This window comes from Colwellia sp. SU-HH01172, assembly GCF_057553355.1.
Window position 1 is genome coordinate 123,976 of record NZ_BAAJMB010000008.1, and the last position, 19,212, is coordinate 143,187.

General features: G+C 39.6%; 12 protein-coding genes. 7 read left to right on the top strand and 5 right to left on the bottom strand.

The window, feature by feature from the left end:
• Nucleotides 1-53: 53 nt before the first annotated feature.
• Nucleotides 54-2,903, bottom strand: a complete 2,850-nt coding sequence (locus AC27JP_RS18045; RefSeq protein WP_487117323.1) for a M16 family metallopeptidase — start codon at nt 2,901-2,903, stop codon at nt 54-56.
• 534 nt (nt 2,904-3,437) lie between these two features.
• Between AC27JP_RS18045 and AC27JP_RS18050 the strand changes: the two genes are divergently transcribed.
• Entirely contained in the window at nt 3,438-4,301 is an 864-nt protein-coding gene (locus tag AC27JP_RS18050; RefSeq protein ID WP_487117324.1) for an SPFH domain-containing protein, read from the top strand.
• Between the two features lie 102 nt (nt 4,302-4,403).
• Complete coding sequence (locus AC27JP_RS18055; protein ID WP_487117406.1) at nt 4,404-4,538, top strand: type II toxin-antitoxin system antitoxin; 135 nt, start codon at nt 4,404-4,406, stop codon at nt 4,536-4,538.
• A gap of 509 nt (nt 4,539-5,047) precedes the next feature.
• Here the strand turns inward: AC27JP_RS18055 and polA are convergent.
• The 3 genes from polA to AC27JP_RS18070 all read right to left on the bottom strand — a co-directional run bounded on the left by polA (nt 5,048) and on the right by AC27JP_RS18070 (nt 11,407).
• Nucleotides 5,048-7,795 carry a DNA polymerase I gene (polA, locus tag AC27JP_RS18060; protein ID WP_487117325.1) on the bottom strand — a complete coding sequence of 916 codons (2,748 nt, stop codon included), beginning with the start codon at nt 7,793-7,795 and terminating at the stop codon, nt 5,048-5,050.
• An 885-nt stretch (nt 7,796-8,680) separates the two neighbouring features.
• Nucleotides 8,681-9,148 carry a hypothetical protein gene (locus tag AC27JP_RS18065; protein ID WP_487117326.1) on the bottom strand — a complete coding sequence of 156 codons (468 nt, stop codon included), beginning with the start codon at nt 9,146-9,148 and terminating at the stop codon, nt 8,681-8,683.
• Nucleotides 9,149-9,166: 18 nt separating this feature from the next.
• A complete protein-coding gene (locus tag AC27JP_RS18070) occupies nt 9,167-11,407 on the bottom strand; it encodes a winged helix-turn-helix domain-containing protein (RefSeq protein WP_487117327.1) in 2,241 nt (746 codons plus the stop codon).
• Nucleotides 11,408-11,682: 275 nt separating this feature from the next.
• Between AC27JP_RS18070 and AC27JP_RS18075 the strand changes: the two genes are divergently transcribed.
• From AC27JP_RS18075 to AC27JP_RS18090, 4 genes are read left to right on the top strand one after another with little or no spacing between them, the layout of a single operon-like run.
• Entirely contained in the window at nt 11,683-12,555 is an 873-nt protein-coding gene (locus tag AC27JP_RS18075; RefSeq protein WP_487117328.1) for an alpha/beta hydrolase, read from the top strand.
• Entirely contained in the window at nt 12,542-13,435 is an 894-nt protein-coding gene (locus AC27JP_RS18080) for a TolB-like translocation protein (RefSeq protein ID WP_487117329.1), read from the top strand. The genes AC27JP_RS18075 and AC27JP_RS18080 overlap by 14 nt, the downstream gene beginning before the upstream one ends.
• Nucleotides 13,436-13,438: 3 nt before the next feature.
• Nucleotides 13,439-14,311 carry a TolB family protein gene (locus AC27JP_RS18085; protein WP_487117330.1) on the top strand — a complete coding sequence of 291 codons (873 nt, stop codon included), beginning with the start codon at nt 13,439-13,441 and terminating at the stop codon, nt 14,309-14,311.
• 28 nt (nt 14,312-14,339) lie between these two features.
• Nucleotides 14,340-15,536 carry a serine hydrolase domain-containing protein gene (locus AC27JP_RS18090; RefSeq protein WP_487117331.1) on the top strand — a complete coding sequence of 399 codons (1,197 nt, stop codon included), beginning with the start codon at nt 14,340-14,342 and terminating at the stop codon, nt 15,534-15,536.
• A gap of 51 nt (nt 15,537-15,587) precedes the next feature.
• Here AC27JP_RS18090 and gorA read toward each other — a convergent pair whose 3' ends face one another.
• Nucleotides 15,588-16,940 (bottom strand): glutathione-disulfide reductase, encoded by a 1,353-nt coding sequence (gene gorA, locus AC27JP_RS18095; RefSeq protein WP_487117332.1) that lies wholly within the window; start codon nt 16,938-16,940, stop codon nt 15,588-15,590.
• A 228-nt stretch (nt 16,941-17,168) separates the two neighbouring features.
• Here gorA and prlC point away from each other — a divergent pair, with 228 nt between their 5' ends.
• Nucleotides 17,169-19,211: an oligopeptidase A gene (gene prlC / locus AC27JP_RS18100; protein WP_487117333.1), complete on the top strand. Its 2,043-nt coding sequence runs from the start codon at nt 17,169-17,171 to the stop codon at nt 19,209-19,211.
• The last annotated feature ends 1 nt before the right edge of the window (nt 19,212 follow it).

The window sequence follows — 19,212 nt, forward strand, 5'->3', positions numbered from 1 at the left end:
TTTATACTCTACCTATGATTAGTAAGTTCACTAATTAAGTGCCCAAATAGAAATTAAATTTCATAATCAAACACTTGATAACCTATGGCTTCAAGCTGTGGTCGCAATATTTTTGCATCTCCAACAACAACCATCAACATTTGACTTAAATCTAAATGTTTCTTCGCCAAGGCATTAATTTCTTCTTTGCTAATATGCGCGACAATTTTATTGCGCTCTTTAACAAAATCAGCCGTTAAGTCATGCTCTAATATTTGTGCTAAGAAACCTAACTTACGACTTGGTGTTTCATACTTTAACGCGTCTTTCTGATTAATCGCATTACGCATAAAGGCTAGTTCTTGATCACTAATACCATTGTCAGCATAGTTTTGAATTTCTTTAACAAACTCCACAATCGATTTATCCGTGACGTCAGCACGAACTTCAGCGCTAGCTGTGTATGTACCTGAGAATTTATCACCATAGAAGTAAGAGCGGGCACCATAGGTGTAACCCTTATCTTCGCGCAAATTTAGATTAATGCGGCTATTAAAAGCACCACCCAGCGGGAAGTTCATTAAGTAAGCGCGATAGTATTCGCCAGTAATATCTTGTGTCAGTGAGCGCTTACCAACACGAATAGCCGACTGCGCAGCATTGTCTTTGTTAACCAAATAAATCACACCTAGCTTAGCCTCAGATTCAGGTAAGGTTATTGCTAGCTTTTTACCGGCACCAGTTAAAGGTTTGAATACACTTAACGATTTTAGAACCTGTTTCTTATCTAAATCTGACACTAAGATGATCTGACTATCTTTTGCTTTCAACTGTTGTTGGTAAAGGGCTTTTACATCATCAAGTTGAATATTTGCCAATGATGTTTCTGAGCCTTGTCTAGAGGTAGCGGCAATATTATCGGCATGCAGTAACTGGCGATAGGCATTCGACGCTAAATAACCCGCATCTTTTTTGCCATTGATCGCTCCTTGAATAGCATTATTTTTATTGCGGTCAAACTCATTGGCCAAAAACGCTGGCGCCGTAAGCTTTTCATAAACTAATGCTAACGTCGCATCTAAGTGCTTTGTTAAGGTATTTACATTGACCGTTAAATATTTATTACCTGCAGAAATGCCTACTGAAGCACCGAGTTTTTGTAACGCTTTACTCATGTCTTCAGCACTACGCTCAGTCGTTGACTCATTTAACATTGCTGCGAGTAATGCTGCGGTACCCGCTTTGTCAGCAGTTTCATAATAATGACCGGCTGGAATTTTCATTAACAGCGATGTTGTTGGCGTTTCACTACTTTGTGTCGCTAAAATTTTAATGCCATTGGCAAAAGTTTCTTGCCACATTTGTGGTACATCTACCGCTTTATTTACCCCTGCAACTGGCATCACACTGCGGTCAAAGTTATCTTGCGCCTTACGAATGTTTAAATCTGCATCTGATGTTACAGATTGCTCAGGTATTACCCGCGCAGCGGGGCTAAAATTATCTTTCGCTGCCACTAGCTCTGGTTGACCTTTAGGGACGATACTCATGATAACGCCATGTTTGTTTTTGATATATTTTTTAAACACTCGCATCACATCAGCTTTCGTTACATTGGCATAACGTGCGATGTCTTGTTCAATATAATTTGGATTACCTTTAAAGGTTTCATTGGCGGCAAGTTGGCTAACTTTACCAGCAACACTCTGTAAGCCGAAAACAAAGCTAGCCTCCATCGCTGCTTTAGCTTTTATTAAATCATCATCTTCAACACCACGGCGTTCAAATTCAACTAAGCTGTCGCGAATAACCTTTTCCATATCGGCTAAGGTTTTTCCTGAAGCCGGATGTGGCAGCGCTAACATATTAAATGTACAGGCTAATTCTGCACAAGGGTGGCTAACTGAAGCTTGTACCGCTAGCTGGTTCTTGACTAAATTTTTATAAAGTAATGAAGTTTTACCACCACCTAAAATACTGGAAAGTAAATCAAGTGCTGCTTCATCTTCATGTCGAACACTAACCGTTGGATAAGACATATAAACAAGTGGTAAGTGAACATTGTCTTCAAGGGAAATGTAGCGATCAGCCTCAATAGTAAACTGTGGTTTTTCTGGCATTTTCACTTCAGGGCCACGCGGAATACTACCAAAGTATTTATTCACCATCGCCAGGGTTTCTGCAACGTTAATATCACCACCTATGGTTAGCGTGGCATTGTTAGGGCCGTACCAACGCAAGAAAAAGGCTTTTAGATCATTAACATTAACCCGATTAAGGTCTTCGATATAACCAATAGTTTGCCATGAATATGGATGCCCATTTGGATACATAGCTTCGGCAACACGCTCGCGAAGCAAGCCATAAGGCCGGTTATCGTAGCTTTGGCCACGTTCATTTTTAACGGTTTCACGCTGCACTTCAAACTTTTCTTGGGTTACGGCATCTACTAAAAAACCCATCCGGTCAGCTTCTAGCCACAGCATTTTCTCTAGTTGACTCGCGGGTACCGTTTGAAAGTAATTAGTACGATCACTATTGGTGGTGCCGTTCATGGTGCCACCCGATTCGGTGACTATTTTGAAATGTTCATCATCAGCGACATGCTCTGAGCCTTGAAACATCATATGTTCAAAAAAATGAGCAAAACCTGACTTACCAACTTCTTCACGCCCAGAGCCAACATGGTAAGTCATATCAACATGAACTAAAGGATCTGAACTATCTTGGTGTAAAACTAAAGTTAGCCCGTTATCCAAAGTGTATTTTTGATAAGGAATAACCGTTTTTCCAGGCTCGGCAATCACTTGTTCAACAAAGGTGATACCCGCAATAGTTGAAGCTTCGGCTTGAGCTTGTTTGTTATTGGTATTTTCACATGCAACTATGCAGGTTAGTAGTAATGGTAACGTCCATTTCTTCAAAATATTTTCCTCGATTCAATCGCGATATTATTTTTTATTGTTGGTTATATTATCTATATTGATAATATGCACAATAGCCTAGTTAACTTATTCAACTATAGACCGCAACTTAATGCGGTAAGTTCGCTAGTTTTTATACGCATATTGCTTATCAAGGTAAATTTTGGACAATAAAAAAGCAGCTACTGCTGCTTTTATAATTTATTGCGAGGCAAACTTACTCTTCTTCAGTTGTTTCTACTGATTCTTCAGTTTGTTCTTGCTCTGCTACTGGCTCATGGCCTTCGCCACCACATCCACCACAACATCCCATAATAATTCTCCGTTGTTTAATACTGTACTTATAATATCAGGTGAAAAAATCACCTTATTGATCAAAATCACTTAAATTAAATTCACTTGATTAGTCATTGAAAAATAAAAGATTAAATTTATTAATTTTTCTTCAACATCCTTGTTTTGGAAAATAAACTTGCAAAAACACAAAAGTGATATCAAAATGATATCACTTTATAAAAATCAACGGAATGCAATATGTTTACAGAAAATGAAGTTAAAGCACCCAACGGTATTGGCTTTATAGTTGTCTTATTGATAGTACAGCTGAGCGCGTTAAGTTTGACAGTTTACTCATTACCAAATAACCCTGTTCTGACAATAATCGGGTTAATATTAAATATCGTTATATTTATTGGCTGGTTTGGTTTCTTTATGGTCAACCCAAAAGAAGGCCGAGTTTTGCAACTTTTCGGTAAATACGCCGGCACAGTTCATCTGTCAGGCTTGCGCTGGGCAAACCCATTTTACACAAAAATGCGGGTATCACTGCGAGTTAGAAACTTTGAAAGTAGCAAGTTAAAAGTAAACGATAAAAATGGTAACCCAATAGAAATTGCCGCAGTTATTGTTTGGGAAGTGGTTGATACTGCTGAAGCCGTTTTCCAAGTAGACGATTATGAAGATTATGTTTCAATTCAAAGTGAATCGGCACTGCGTAACTTAGCCACCAGTTATGCCTATGATCACCATGAAGAAGAGGGAATTTCATTGCGGAGTAACCCTATTGAAATTTCAGAAGCATTAAAGGGTGAAGTACAAGATCGTTTAGGAAAAGCGGGTGTGAAAGTTATTGAGGCCAGGATCAGCCATCTAGCCTATGCACCTGAAATTGCCAATGCCATGCTACGTAGACAACAAGCCATGGCTATTATTGCAGCCCGCAAAAAGGTCGTTGAAGGTGCGGTAGGCATGGTGGAGATGGCGCTGCAAAGTTTGGCTGAAAGAGATATTGTTGAGCTTGATGCCGAAAGAAAAGCCGCTATGGTCAGCAATTTGTTGGTAGTACTTTGTTCTGATGAAGCCGCTCAGCCTATCGTCAATACTGGCAGTTTATATTAAAATAAGAAGGCTCACTCAATGTGAGCCTTAGTTTTGAATTAGAGGTTAATTTTGGCAAAGAAAGCTTACCCGTTACGTATCAACGAAGAAATCCTGACCGCTATGCAGCGTTGGTCAGACGATGAACTACGTAGCCTAAATGCTCAAATAGAATATGTGTTACGAGACGCCTTACGAAAAGCTGGTCGCAGCAAGCCGCCGCAAATAGAAGCCATTATTGACCCACTAGATAAGTAGTACTAAGCAACAGCTTACTGTAGTTTTATTACAACATATTGCTTTCATCAAAAAGCATTGCTGAATTGTTCAGTCGCTATCCCAAATACTTTTTTGCTTTTTTAAAAGCAAAAAAAAACCGACAACTAAAGTTATCGGCTTATAAGCTATGAGGAAAGCTAAAATATACAAATTATTACAACAAGCGTTCGTGTTAGGAACAAGTTAATTATAGAGTAAGAACTCTAAGCTTGTAAAGCTTATTTTGTAATTTTTTTACATCAAGACGTATTTTTATCACAAAACCAGCGTCTGCTTCAAAATTGGCTATTTAAGTTAACCTGAACTCGGGATAAATTAGCAATCGACATTACGGATAAACTGATTTTCAAACGAAAAAAAGGCCTCTGGGCAGAGGCCTAAAAAGAAACACACCATGAAGGGATCATTTGGTGTTATTTAATAAGAGCGGCTTTAGCAAAAATAAATTTCATCGTAAATTTATCTATCTGCTATTTTACACTAATCGCTTAGTGGGCTTGCTCCCAATTGTCGCCAATACCTGCTTCGGCAATTAAAGGTACACTCATTTCCACCGCAGCATTCATAATTTCCACTAATTTAGCAGTCGTTTCCTCAACAATATCTTGATGAATTTCAAAGACCAATTCATCGTGCACTTGCATGGTCATTTTAATACGAGGATCATTTTGTTCTAAAATCCAAGCATCAACCGCTAGCATAGCCTTTTTAATAATATCGGCTGCTGTACCTTGCATTGGCGCATTAATAGCAGCACGTTCAGCCGCTTTTTTACGCATACCATTCTTGGATTTAATATCAGGTAAATAAAGTCGACGACCAAACAAGGTTTCAACATAACCGGTTTCAGTGGCTTGTTGACGTGTATCTTCCATATACTGCGACACATTAGGATAGCGCTCAAAATATTTATCCATATACGCTTGGGCAGTATGACGAGGCACACTTAATTGTTTCGCTAAACCAAATGCCGACATGCCATAAATTAAGCCAAAATTAACCGCTTTCGCACTACGACGTTGATCGCTGGTGACTTCATCTAGCGACACAGCAAAAATTTCAGCTGCCGTGGCCTTGTGAACATCCTTACCTTCTGAGAACGCTTTCACTAAGCCAGGGTCATCCGACAAATGCGCCATAATACGTAACTCAATTTGCGAGTAATCTATCGCGACTATTTTATGATCGTTCGGCGCAATAAAAGCATGACGAATTTTCCGCCCCTCTTCACTTCTAATTGGAATGTTCTGTAAGTTAGGATCTGTTGACGACAAACGCCCTGTGGCGGTAACAGCTTGATGGTATGAGGTATGTACCCGGTTTGTTTTCGGATCAACCAATAAAGGTAACTTATCTGTATAAGTAGATTTTAGTTTACTTAAGCCACGGTTTTCTAAAATAATTTTAGGTAACGGGTAATCAAGTGCCAACTCCTGTAAGACTTCTTCCGCGGTAGATGGTGCACCTTTTGGTGTTTTCTTTAGCACAGGAATCTTTAACTCTTCAAACAAAATAGTTTGTAGCTGCTTAGGTGAACTCAAATTAAAGCTTTTACCCGCTAAATTATGCGCTTCAATCTCCAGTTCGGATAAACGTGCTCCGATTGCTTGGCTTTGTTGATCTAACATGTCGCAATCAATCAAAACACCATGTTGTTCCATACGTGCTAATACCGGCAATAGAGGCATTTCAATATCATTGAATACCGACAGTTGAGTAGTAATTTTCGCTAATTTTGGAAAAATTGCTTGATGCAAACGTAGGGTGATATCAGCATCTTCCGCCGCGTAGTGGCCTGCTTTTTCTAGGTCAATTTGATTAAAAGTAAGCTGTTTCGCTCCCTTACCGGCAATATCTTCAAAATGTACGGTTTTATAGCCAAGATACTTATCAGCCAAGGCGTCCATATTATGGCGCGTAGCAACACTGTTTAAACAGTATGATTCGATCATAGTATCGAAGGTAATGCCTTTCATCGCGATGTCGTAATGAGACAAGACATTAGCATCGTATTTTAAATTTTGCCCTACTTTGCTTTGCGTTTCACTTTCCAATAACGGTTTAAGTTGTGCTAAAACCCAATCTCGATCTAATTGTTCAGGGGCATCCAAGTAATCATGTGCTACAGGAACATACGCTGCCTTTCCGGCTTCAACAGCAAAAGACAAACCCACTAACTCAGCTTTCATATAGTCGACGCTGGTAGTTTCAGTATCGAAGGCAAATACCTCAGAATTGGTTAGTTTTTCCAACCAAGTTTGAAAGTCAGCTTTGTTAAGGACAATGTCATAATCAACATCAATATTATTTTCGGCTGTACTTACGTCATTATCTTCTACTTCTACATCACTGCCTGTTTCAGCTTTATCGCCAGCATTTAAGTCTGCTAATAACCTTCTAAGTTCAAACTTTTCATAGAGTGCTTTTAAGGTATCGACATCTGCGGCAACAGGCTTTATTTCGGCGACGCTTTGTTCAAGCTCAACATCAAGTTTAATGGTCGCCAATTCAAAAGACAGTGGTAATTGAGGTAATGCAGCTCGCAAATTTTCACCCACCTTGCCTTTTACTGCATCAGCATTTTCCATCACTTCTTTTAAGCTAGGATAGGCAGTAAGCCATTTTACCGCGGTTTTTGGGCCACATTTTTCAACACCCGGAATATTGTCAACCTTGTCTCCCATTAAAGCTAGGTAATCAATAATTTGATCTGGGCGAACGCCAAACTTTTCAATAACACCTGCTTCATCCATTTCTACGTTCGTCATGGTATTGATTAAACGTACATGCTGATTAACCAACTGTGCCATGTCTTTATCACCAGTTGAAATGACGGTTTCCATGCCTAACACGGTTGCTTGATGTGACAAAGTACCAATAACATCATCAGCCTCTACCCCTTCAATAACTAATAGTGGCAAACCCATCGCAGCAATAATTTCATGTAACGGCGCAATTTGGCTACGCAAATCATCCGGCATCGGCGGTCGATTAGCCTTATACTCTGGATACATGTCATTACGAAAAGTTTTACCTTTAGCGTCAAATACCACCACAACATTGCCATTGGGATAATCTTTTTTCAGACTTTTAATCATATTTAATACGCCGGTAATAGCACCGGTTGGTTGACCATCTGAAGTAGACAAGGCTTGCAAATATGGTACATGGTATGCGCGGAATAAGTAAGATGAACCATCAACTAAAATGAGTGGCGATTGGTCAGAAGTTGGCATGATAATTTATTGGCTTATAGTAAGATGCGCTAAGCATGCCATAATCAGAAAATTCTCTCTAGCACTTCATTCTATTTAATCACATCATTTGCCAGCAATTGTGGATAAGTTTGTTGAAAAGCACGGGGAAAGACCATAAGGCTCTGGCGAACTTTACGGCAACATATTTTTAAGCTCTTGTTTTTGATGAAAAAAGGTGAGTCAGAAATCCTTTTCACATATTTTTTATTATTTTTCTATTATGTGGATAATTTAATGTCCGTGCTTAAACTTTACTGCTCAATTATCGAGCAATAAAAATAAGCGAGCTAAGAGATTAACAGAAAACAGCCCCATTACCAGACAATTATTAAACTATTTTTGCAGTTTTATGACACCCTGAAATAACAAAAAAACATAAGCGAGATTTGGTAAGGGCTAGCTCAATTTCGACAAATAAAATTATTTGTCGATTGCAAATATTAGGGGCTGTTGATCTTTCACGGTTAAATTTTGTTCGAGATAAAAGCGTTTTAATCGCGGCGAGTTGTGTGTGGCCTAGTCATTCTCGGCTTTATCTCCTGAGTTGCCCTACCTTCTGCGTCCATGCAGTCGTAAGCAAGTACGACTCAACAAAGAGTAAAGCACTTTTGGCCGAATCCTTCGGACAACATTTGTTGGCCATTTTTACAGCGTTATCACCTTTTTATGTGGAATAACCACATGACAAAGCCTCTGCCTTGTATAAATAGCCAACAAAATGCTGCAAAAGTAATCTCGAAAGATAAACAGCCCCTAAGATAAAAAGAACAATATTGTCGCTGAAGAAAAGTAACAGCGATTAAAAACATTCAAGATTTTTTAGCCACTAATATAAAGATCAGGAAAGTTCATCACGACCAAGTGTTAGTGATTTAAACTTTGCCATGCTGGGTCATTAAAATACTGCGGATAATCATTTAAGGATTGAATAATCTTAATTGCGCCTTGTTTTGGCGTCTCACTACTTTTCATCAATTCACTGCCTTGCATAATATTAGCTAGCAAAATATGCAACTGAGCATCTGCTTGCGCTGGTAATTTGCAATTTTTAAACAAATAACTTAGCTGGCTATCAATTTTTCTAGCAGTTGCAATATATTGCTTTTGAGAAAACTTATCGTAATGAATGGCATCTAAATTCGCCATCATTTCTTTTTTTATCCCACTCATACCTATATGTAAACTGTTATCAATTTGCCACTTAGCACCATTATTCAAAGACAGTTCTATTGATAATGTATCATGGTTATGATGAGCATCCTCTGCGTTTATAGCAAATGACATACCTACTATTAACAATGCAGTTATCATTAGTTTTACAAGGGTTTTCATATGTATTTTCCAGTTCAGTTAATTCAAGGTGAGTTCCGCAACTTCTTTTTTCGCCGAAACACGGACTGTCATCAATAGTTGCTTCTGATTTATGTCAGTTAGAAAATCAACCTTATCTGATACCTTGCCGAGGATTTCAAATCTATTCTCATTAAGCGCATAAGACCACAGTTGTTGCTGCTCATTAATACCATAAATAACGTTACCTTTTATAATGAATCGCTTGTCACTTCCTTGATTTTCTAACGCTTCAATCAGTTGGTCTTCAGCGGGACCCGGTTGCCAAAACCTGTCCATGTGATCGGTATAGATCAATCGACCATCTTCGCTTGTTTGCGCCCAGTTTATTTTCTTATCTGTGATAACTTTAAATTCTGAGTTCTCCATGTTGAACTCTACAAATTTTAATATGCCTTTAATACGTATTAACGCTAAAGCGCTGCTGTTATTACTGTGCCATTGAAAAAGTTGCACAACAGGGAAAGCGGATGGGAATGATTTCTCACTTGAATCGAGATTAACCTGAATGAGCACATTATTAGCATTGACTAAAAGGCTTTGTCCATCAGCGGCCCAATTCAATCCTGTGATACGAGTATCAATTGGGAAGTTCGTAAGCTTCTGTATGCCATTGTCATCGTGAATCCAAACTTGATCTTCGCCAGAACGATCAGACATGAACGCAATTGAATTGCCATTTGGCTGAAAAATAGCACTGCCTTCTTCACGAGTTGAGCGTTCTAATATCTCTGATATCGGTATCGAATAACTAGTATCTTGCACAATAGCAGAATGATTTTCTTGAGTTTTTGTTGATTGTGAATGTGCTATTTTCGCTAAGGAAAATAATCCAATATCACTATCCCAATGTCCTTTTATCATTAGTGCTCTTTTACCGCCGGGATGAAATGTCGGCGAGCCTGCGGGCTCGTCTAGCGGCAGGCTAATTTTGGCTATTTTACCTTGATAAGATAATGTGAAGAGTTGTCGGCCCGTGCTAAAAACAAGTTGATTTTCCAAGGGCGAAAAATTTGGATAGATATAGCTTAAATTCGGTATTTCTGACGGATATTCAATTAGATGGCTTGATAAAAGTTTACCGTCAGGTTCAATTATTTCGATATAGTTTTGGCCGTCATTGTGAACACTGACTAAAGCAATAATGTCATCTTGAACAGAATAGTCATAATCAATGATCTGACCGCCTTCTATCGAGTATACCTCCTTGCTTTTGTTATCTTTTATCGAATAACTGATTAATTTCCAATGATTTGAAAGCTCCTGCAACAAGGCAACGTTATTATTATTTAGCCATTTAGAGCGAGCAATTCTTGAATTTTTACATTCCATTAATAAACTTGGCGTTTGAGGTGATTTCAGCGCCTTGTCAAAATCCAAGGTCATTAATTTATAACAATATTTTTGATTAGTGGGTTTGTCGCAGTTTTCAGTTTTAATAAATACCAGTTTTTTCCCATCTTTAGAGAAACTATGACTGTCATATTTCCCCATGTTACTTGTCAGTTGGATTTCTTTTTGTGTTTTAATATTTTTTGCCCAAATATTACTGCTAGCACAGAACTCTTCTGAATAACGATTGAAAACAATGTATTCTCCATCAGGTGAATAAACACCTGAATGCTCTTTGTTATCTGTCGTTGTCAATGCACGTAACGCTCCAATTGATAATTTTGCTGGCGGCTTAGGGGCAATAAATTGATAGCTGATAACTGCAATAATCATTATGCCAAAGACAATCGTCATCAAAAGAAATCTCGATTTCAATGTCGTTGACTCATCTCTATTATTGGCAGCTAATTTACTGGCATTGGTAACATCATCATCGACGTCACTATCATTGACTTGGTCGACAGCCATTTCGTTAGCAGAAGTTATGGCCTGATCTTTGGAAATTGCTGCAAATACGTTCTTACTAACACCATCATGCCACCTAACATCACACTCTAAACTGTATCCTTGTTTAGCATGGGTTTTTATATAAACTTGAACTTTGCCATCGTCGCCCAGTGCTTTTCTCAATTGCGCGATACTTCGTTGCAGTGAATTGGGTGATACTACGGTTCCTTGCCAAACATTAGCTAACAATGCCTCATGACTAACCACTTGTCCTTGATGCTCAGCCAAGTGTGTAAGAACAGCCAATGCTTTAGGAGCAAGTGTTTTTGATTGGTTATTTTGGGTGATTTGATTTCGGGATAAATCGATAAAAAATCCACCAATCCAATACTGTTCTGCCATAAATCCTCTGATACCACTAACGTTTGCGATTAAAAACTATACCAACTTTATTAATCAACTTGGTATTAAATCAACACAAGATACATGATATAGCATAAACGCCAACACAACCAAACTCAACATTGTAAACAATTGATAATTATTGTGTTTTTAATAATCAGCTAAAAATCAGCTAAAAATCAGTGCAACCTCAAGTAAATTGCTCGCTATTAGTTAAGGTGAATACTCACATTTTATTCAACCTTAAATGCTCAGAGTAAATCACCGAGGTAATCATGATAAAAAATATAATCTTACTTTTTGTAGTGCTAATCCCTTTTTTGGCACTTGCTGATACTGACCAATCACCGTACGAAATGCCAGACATACATGTTCTTCCGATCACGGATAAGCAATCTAATAAGCAGTACGAACTGCTCGTTAAACTGCCTGAAAAATATGACGAAGATAAGAACAAAAAGTATCCTGTCATTTACTTTACTGACGCAGTGTGGCATATCGAACTATTATCTGCTGCCACCGCTTATATAATGGAAGACGTTATTTTAGTGGGTATCTCTTGGCAAAAAGATATTCCAGAAGAGCTCAAGCAAAAATATGGTGCGCATTTCAGCCGTTTCGGCGACTACTCATTCAAGAAGAGAACTAACCCTAAACATCCAAAAATAAAATTTGGCCAAGCTAGTAAACACCTTTCTTTTATTCGCGACGATGTTTTCAAGCTGATCGAAAATAATTACCGAACCGACCCAAGCAATCGCAGCTATTTAGGCTTTTCCGCTGGTGGCCTTTTTGGCACGTATGCATTAATAGCGCAACCCAATACTTTTAAAAATTATATCCTCGGCAGCCCAAGTATATGGAGTAATGCCAATGAGCTTTTTTCCCAAGAAAGTGAAGCGTTAAAAAATAAGCAATTAGGGATCAACGTTTTTATTTCTTACGGTGAACTTGAGAAAGAATTAACTCCACATATTGAAGGCTTTGTAAGCCAACTAAAAGATAAAAAATATAACGCAATATCTTCAATCAAGCACATTGTTGTTGAGTCTTCTGGCCATAGCGATTCGTTTCCTATGCTAGGTGTTCGCGGTGTGAAATGGTTGTCAGATATGCAGAAAAAGGAGAAACAAAGTGAAACTAACTAACCTATTTTTCACGCTTTTGCTTGCTCTGGTAATGACAAGTAGCAAAAACTATGCAAATGATAAGCTGCCTATGCTTGAAGGGCCTTATGTTGGGCAAACGCCGCCAGGATTAATCCCTAAAGTTTTTGCTCCCAGCAAACGTTCGCCAGAACACCGTGACCATAGTGGCTTCTTCACGCCTGATATGAAAGCGTTCTATTTCACTCGCAGAAACAACAAAACCGGTAAGTGGTCGTTACGCGTTTTCAAGTTAGAAAACAATCAATGGCACGAGTCTTTGCTGGGCCCTAGAGTGGGTCGACCTATCATCACGCCAGACGGCAAAACTATGCACTTAGGTAAACACTATATGGAGCGCACCAATACTGGCTGGTCTGAAATAAAGAGCCTAGGACCTTATTTTAAAGACTTTCGTATCATGCGCCTTATGTCTTCCGCTAACGGTACTTACTATTTTGATGATGCAAATGAATCAACTCCCATTCATTATTCTCGCTTAATAGATGGTAAATATGAAAAACCAAAAGCTGTGAATATTGATTTTGGCGACTGGAACGCGCATCCCTTTATTGCACCCGATGAATCTTACTTAATATGGGATGAACAAGGAGAGAATGGATATGGTAAAGCGGATCTGTTTATTAGTTTTCGGCAGAAAGATGGTACATGGGGAGCAGCCATTAATTTTGGAGAGACAATAAATACCACTGCCTCAGAAAGTGGAGCAACTGTAACTCCTGATGGCAAGTATCTTTTATTTAACCGATTTATAAGCAATGAAAATGCCGGTATGCACTGGGTGGATGCAAAAATTATTGAAACCCTTAGAGCTAAATCACTAGCCAAACATAACCCCTCTTTAGTCTCAAATAAGGAATAAATCATGAAAGCTATTTTACCCTCACTACTTTGTCTAGGCGCTGCGCTAATCATGAACAGTAAAAGTTATAGCCAGGATGAGTTTCCAAAATTGGAAGGTCCTTATTTGGGGCAAACTCCACCAGGCTTAGTCGCAGAGCCTTTTGCCCCTGGTATTATTTCCAAAGATGGCTGGGAAATTGAAGGTGTATTCGCGCCGGGCATGAAAGAGTTTTATTTCTCCACCAAGGGCGGTAAATACCCACAAATAACGGTTATTGGCTTTAGACAAGAAAACAATATCTGGCAGCAGTACATAGACTTCCCTCGACGAGGTGAAATTACATTTTCCCCTGACGGAAAACGTATGCATATGGCAAAAGGCTATAAAGATCGCATAGGCGATAGTTGGTCGGAACGTAAAAGCCTTGGACCTATGTTCGACCGAAAGGACTGGGGCATTATGCGCCTGTCTGCCTCTGCAAAAGGTACCTATGTATTTGACGATGCCAAAAGTGGTGACATTATCCGTATATCGACACTGAAAAATGGTCAACGCCAACCTCCAGTTAAAATGAGCGCTATCGTCAATACGGGTAAATGGACAGCTCACCCTTTTATTGCACCTGATGAAAGCTACTTAATTTGGGACAGTGAACGCGAAGGCGGATATGGCGGATCTGACTTGTACATCAGTTTTCGTCAACAAGATAAATCTTGGGGGCCAGCGATAAATATGGGCGATAAAATCAATTCTGATAAATGGGATGCTTATGCAAGTGTAACCCCTGATGGCAAATATATTCTTTTTAACCGAGCTATAGATGAAGATAACGACAATAACGATATTTACTGGGTAGATGCGCAAATTATTGAAACCCTTAGACCAAAATCATAAACCTAACCAAGCGGAACTACTGTCATTTATGAATATTAATATAAAATTTAAAAGTCTTATTGCTGCTGCGCTATTAAGTACTGTTAGCAATATGGTTGCAGCAAACATTGCAGGAAGTGCAGAACTTGCACCTACAGCATCTATTGAAGATGCAAAAATGTCTTTTTGGGATCTACCATATCTTGAGAAAGCCTTTATCGATACCACGCCAGCAGTAAGAAAAGACAGGATTGCAGTCGGTGAGTTAGACCTTGATAGCAGCACTAAAAATGAGGTTATCAAGCTGGCTAAAGAGATCGCAAACGATAAACATGGTAGCTACGACAGCATGCTTATTTCTCATCAAGGGAAATTGTTATTCGAATCTTATTACAAGCGTGGTCGTATCAATTTATATCATGGGCAAGCCTCTGCAACTAAAGCTTACACCAGTATGGCACTGGGCCGTGCTATTCAGTTAGGTTATCTAACAATGGCCGATTTGCAAAAACCACTAATTAGTTTTCTAAAAGACCTAGATACAGCAAAACTTGTTGAGGGCTCAGAAAAAATCAGCCTGCATAAGGCCTTAACCATGCATGGTGGACTTAGTGTTGACCCTGAAAAATGGCAAGAGCTTGAGAAAAATCCGGCGGCGATTAAGGGGCAGCTACTAGTTCAGTCTCTGCTTGAACTTAGTGGGCCTATTACCTCGGAGTCACAGCAATATTTATATGGCAACTACAATCCAATATTGGTGATGGCAGTCATTGACGCTGTCGTGCCAGGTAGCGCCGAAAATTTCCTGAAAAAAGAAATTCTCGATAAATTGGGCATCACAAACTACACCTGGAAAACTCACGCTAGTGGCATTCCAGAAGCAGGTTGGCGCGTGAGCATGACATCTCGCGATATGCTTAAGTTAGGCAGTGTCGTGCTTAACAAAGGCAAATGGAATAACGAACAACTTATTTCAGCAAGCTACTTAGCAAAAGCCACCAGTGGCCTAGTTAAACCTACTGAAGATTGGATGCCTGTTAGCTTCCGTTATGGTTACTTTTGGTATCAAACCGATATTACGGTTGGCGATAAAAGCTATAATGCCACATTCGCCTGGGGCGGTGGTGGACAACGTATCATAGTAGTTGATGAGCTTGACTTGATTATTGTGATCACCGGCCATGATCGAGAAGATATGATATTCACTCAGATTGCAGAACGAGTTTTACCTGCCTTTGTCGAGTAAATATCAATATTTCCCTCTAACTAAGTAACATTGTTAGAGGGAAATACTACTTTACATAGTCACAAACTCTTCCGCCGAGGTCGGGTGAATAGCAACAGTATTATCAAAATCCGCTTTGGTTGCGCCCATTTTCATTGCGACCGCAAACCCCTGTAGTAATTCATCACTACCAAAACCAATACTGTGGATACCAACAATTTTTTCTTCTTTGCCAACACAGACTAACTTCATGCGAGTTGGATCGCGATAATCTTCGGTAATAGCTTGATATAAAGCGGTAAATTGCGATTTATAGACTTTAACTTGCTCCTCGCCGTATTCAGCAATGGCTTCTTTTTCCGATAAACCTACCGTACCAATTACCGGATGACTAAACACAACCGTGGCAATATTTGAATAATCTAAATGTTCATAAGGCTTATTATTAAATAAACGCTCACATAATCGACGTCCTGCAGCGACAGCAACAGGCGTTAGTTGCGCACGACCTGTATTATCACCTACCGCATAAATACCATTAACATTAGTGTTTTGATATTTATCAGTTGGAATAAAGCCACGCTCATCAAGTTCAACGCCGGCAGCTTCAAGATTAATATTATCGGTTGCCGGTTCACGACCAATCGCCCAAATTAGGCTATCAACTGGCCCTATCGATTTACCATTTTCTAAATGTATCGTTAGTTTACCGTCGCTATGCTTTTCAACACGTGTTGGCACACTCATGGTGTGCAGTGTCGGGCCATGTTTTGCCATTTGCTCAACTAAAGTATCACTAAGAATATCGTCAAAGCCACGTAATGGTTTTTCTTTACGAACCAGTAAATGTGACTCACTACCTAATGCATGCATGACACCAGCAAGTTCGACAGCGATGTAACCGGCGCCAACAACCGCTACTGTTTCTGGTTGCTCGGTTAAGGCAAAAAAGCCATCCGAATCGATACCGTATTCAGCCCCTTCAATGCTTGGACGACTAGGGCGACCGCCAGTGGCAATGGTGATGTGGTCCGCCGTATAAAGCTCACCATTCACTTCTAAGGTATTTTTATTAACAAATTTTGCAAAACCGTTGATCACGGTTACATCGTTACTGGCAAAGCCACGGGCATAAGCGGCATGAATTCGTTCAATATAAGCTTCACGATTTTTCACTAAGGTAGCCCAATCAAAACTTTGCAATGGCGCTTTAAAGCCATAATCATTAGCATAGTGCAATGCATCGGCAATTTGTCCGGCATACCACATGGCTTTTTTCGGTACACAACCAACATTCACGCAAGTACCACCAATGTGCTTAGCTTCAATCACAGCGGCTTTTTTACCTAAGCGTGCGGCTCTATTTGCCGAGGCAATACCACCACTACCGGCGCCAATAGAAATGTAGTCAAAATGTTGTGTCATGGTTTTATTCCTGTGTTGTTATCTTTCACTATATTGGACTGAAAAAACTAAAATTCAAGCGCTTAAATCAACATAGCAAACTTCTCTAGGCAAATGACATGACATTGCGCATTTAAATTTCAAATATCTGCCATAACCGACAAATCTATAAAACTATCTCGTTAAAGCTTGATTATCGACTCAGTTGCCATTACATATATGACATCATTTAGCTAATATGCGATTTTTATGACCAACCCTCTGCTATCCCAAAGTACATTACCGGCCTTTTCTAAAATTAAGCCTGAACATATCAAACCTGCGGTTGAGCAAGCTATCGGCAACTGTAAAACAACAATTGCCGATGTATTAGCTAACCATACGCAATTTACTTGGGCTAACTTAGTGGCGCCTATTGATGAAGTTGATGATGTTTTAGGTAAGTTATGGTCACCGGTTTCACATATGAATTCTGTGGTAAATAGCGATGAATTGCGCGACGCCTACGAATCATGTTTGCCACTTTTATCAGAATATGGCACTTTTGTTGGCCAACATGCTGGCTTATTTGCCGCATATCAGCAATTAAGCGAAAGTGAAGAATTTGGCCAATTAAACCAAGCTCAGCAAAAAGTCATTACCAATGGCCTAAGAGATTTTAAATTATCGGGGATTGCGCTCAATGAACAAGATAAAAAACGTTATGGTGAAATTGCCACGCGTTTATCTGAATTAAGCTCAAGTTTTGGTAATAATTTACTCGATGCAACTCACGCTTTTAGCGTTAATATTACTGATGAAAAAGAATTATCTGGCTTACCCGATAGCGCCAAAGAAGCGGCTAAAGCGCTTGCTGAAGCTCAGGAAAAAACTGGCTGGTTATTCACTTTAGACATTCCAAGCTATTTGCCGGTAATGACCTATTGTGACAACAGCGAATTACGCGAAAAACTGTATCGCGCCTATGTTTCTCGCGCCTCTGATATCGGCCCAAATGCGGGTGAATACGACAACAGCCCAGTTATGGCTGAGTTATTAGCATTGCGTCATGAACTAGCCCAGTTGTTAGGTTTTGATAATTTCGCCGAGAAATCCCTGGCAACAAAAATGGCCAATAGCACCAGTGAAGTGCTGGGATTTTTAGAAAACTTAGCCGTAAAATCAAAAGCTCAGGGTCAAAAAGACTTAGCAGAAGTGCAAGTATTTGCCGCGGAAAAGTTTCAACAAAATGATCTACAAGCATGGGATTTGCCTTACTTTAGCGAAAAACTAAAACATGAACGCTACGCTATTTCAGACGAAGAGTTACGCCCATACTTCCCTGAAAATAAAGTGGTTGCCGGTTTGTTTGAAGTAGTACATCGCTTATTTGGATTAAATATTAGCGAACGACAAGACATTGATACTTGGCATCAAGATGTTAAATTCTTTGATGTTTTTGATGAAAATCAGCAATTACGTGGCAGCTTTTATCTTGATTTATATGCTCGAGCGAAAAAACGCGGTGGTGCTTGGATGGATGATTGCGTTAGTCGTCGCGAGTTAAGCAACGGCGATATTCAATACCCAGTTGCGTATTTAACCTGCAACTTTAATGGCCCTGTCGGCGACAAACCCGCGTTATTTACTCACGATGAAGTAGTCACCCTATTCCATGAGTTTGGCCACGGCATTCACCATATGCTAACGCAAATTAATGCCTCAGGTGTCTCTGGTATCGATGGCGTGCCATGGGATGCGGTTGAATTACCCAGTCAATTTTTGGAAAACTGGTGCTGGCAACCAGAAGCGCTGGCATTTATTTCAGGCCATTACCAAACTGGCGAAGCATTACCGCAAGCCATGTTAGATAAAATGTTAGCGGCGAAAAATTTCCAATCTGCCATGCAAATGATCCGTCAACTGGAATTCAGCCTGTTTGACTTTAAAATGCACGCACAATATTCACCAGAAAAAGGTGATGAAATACAGCATGTGTTAAACCAAGTACGCGAAGAATATGCGGTCGTAAAAGCGCCGGAGTTTAACCGCTTTCAACACAGTTTTGGTCATATTTTTGGTGGTGGCTACGCGGCGGGTTATTACAGCTATAAATGGGCTGAAGTGTTATCAAGTGATGCCTTTTCTCGTTTTGAAGAAGAAGGCATATTTAATAAAAACGTCGGACACGACTTTTTAACCAATGTCCTTGAAATGGGCGGCTCAAAAGAACCTAGTGACTTATTTAAAGCATTTAGAGGGCGTGAACCGGAAATTGAAGCATTGTTGCGCCACAGCGGCATCACAGGATAAA

Bases quoted from the DNA above. Each gene is read 5' to 3' on its own strand.
- AC27JP_RS18085 (WP_487117330.1), top strand. From the start codon at position 13,439: ATGAAAGCTATTTTACCCTCACTACTTTGTCTAGGCGCTGCGCTAATC.
- polA (WP_487117325.1), bottom strand. From the start codon at position 7,795: ATGCCAACTTCTGACCAATCGCCACTCATTTTAGTTGATGGTTCATCT.
- prlC (WP_487117333.1), top strand. From the start codon at position 17,169: ATGACCAACCCTCTGCTATCCCAAAGTACATTACCGGCCTTTTCTAAA.
- AC27JP_RS18055 (WP_487117406.1), top strand. From the start codon at position 4,404: ATGCAGCGTTGGTCAGACGATGAACTACGTAGCCTAAATGCTCAAATA.
- AC27JP_RS18090 (WP_487117331.1), top strand. From the start codon at position 14,340: ATGAATATTAATATAAAATTTAAAAGTCTTATTGCTGCTGCGCTATTA.
- AC27JP_RS18070 (WP_487117327.1), bottom strand. From the start codon at position 11,407: ATGGCAGAACAGTATTGGATTGGTGGATTTTTTATCGATTTATCCCGA.
- gorA (WP_487117332.1), bottom strand. From the start codon at position 16,940: ATGACACAACATTTTGACTACATTTCTATTGGCGCCGGTAGTGGTGGT.
- AC27JP_RS18065 (WP_487117326.1), bottom strand. From the start codon at position 9,148: ATGAAAACCCTTGTAAAACTAATGATAACTGCATTGTTAATAGTAGGT.
- AC27JP_RS18050 (WP_487117324.1), top strand. From the start codon at position 3,438: ATGTTTACAGAAAATGAAGTTAAAGCACCCAACGGTATTGGCTTTATA.
- AC27JP_RS18075 (WP_487117328.1), top strand. From the start codon at position 11,683: ATGATAAAAAATATAATCTTACTTTTTGTAGTGCTAATCCCTTTTTTG.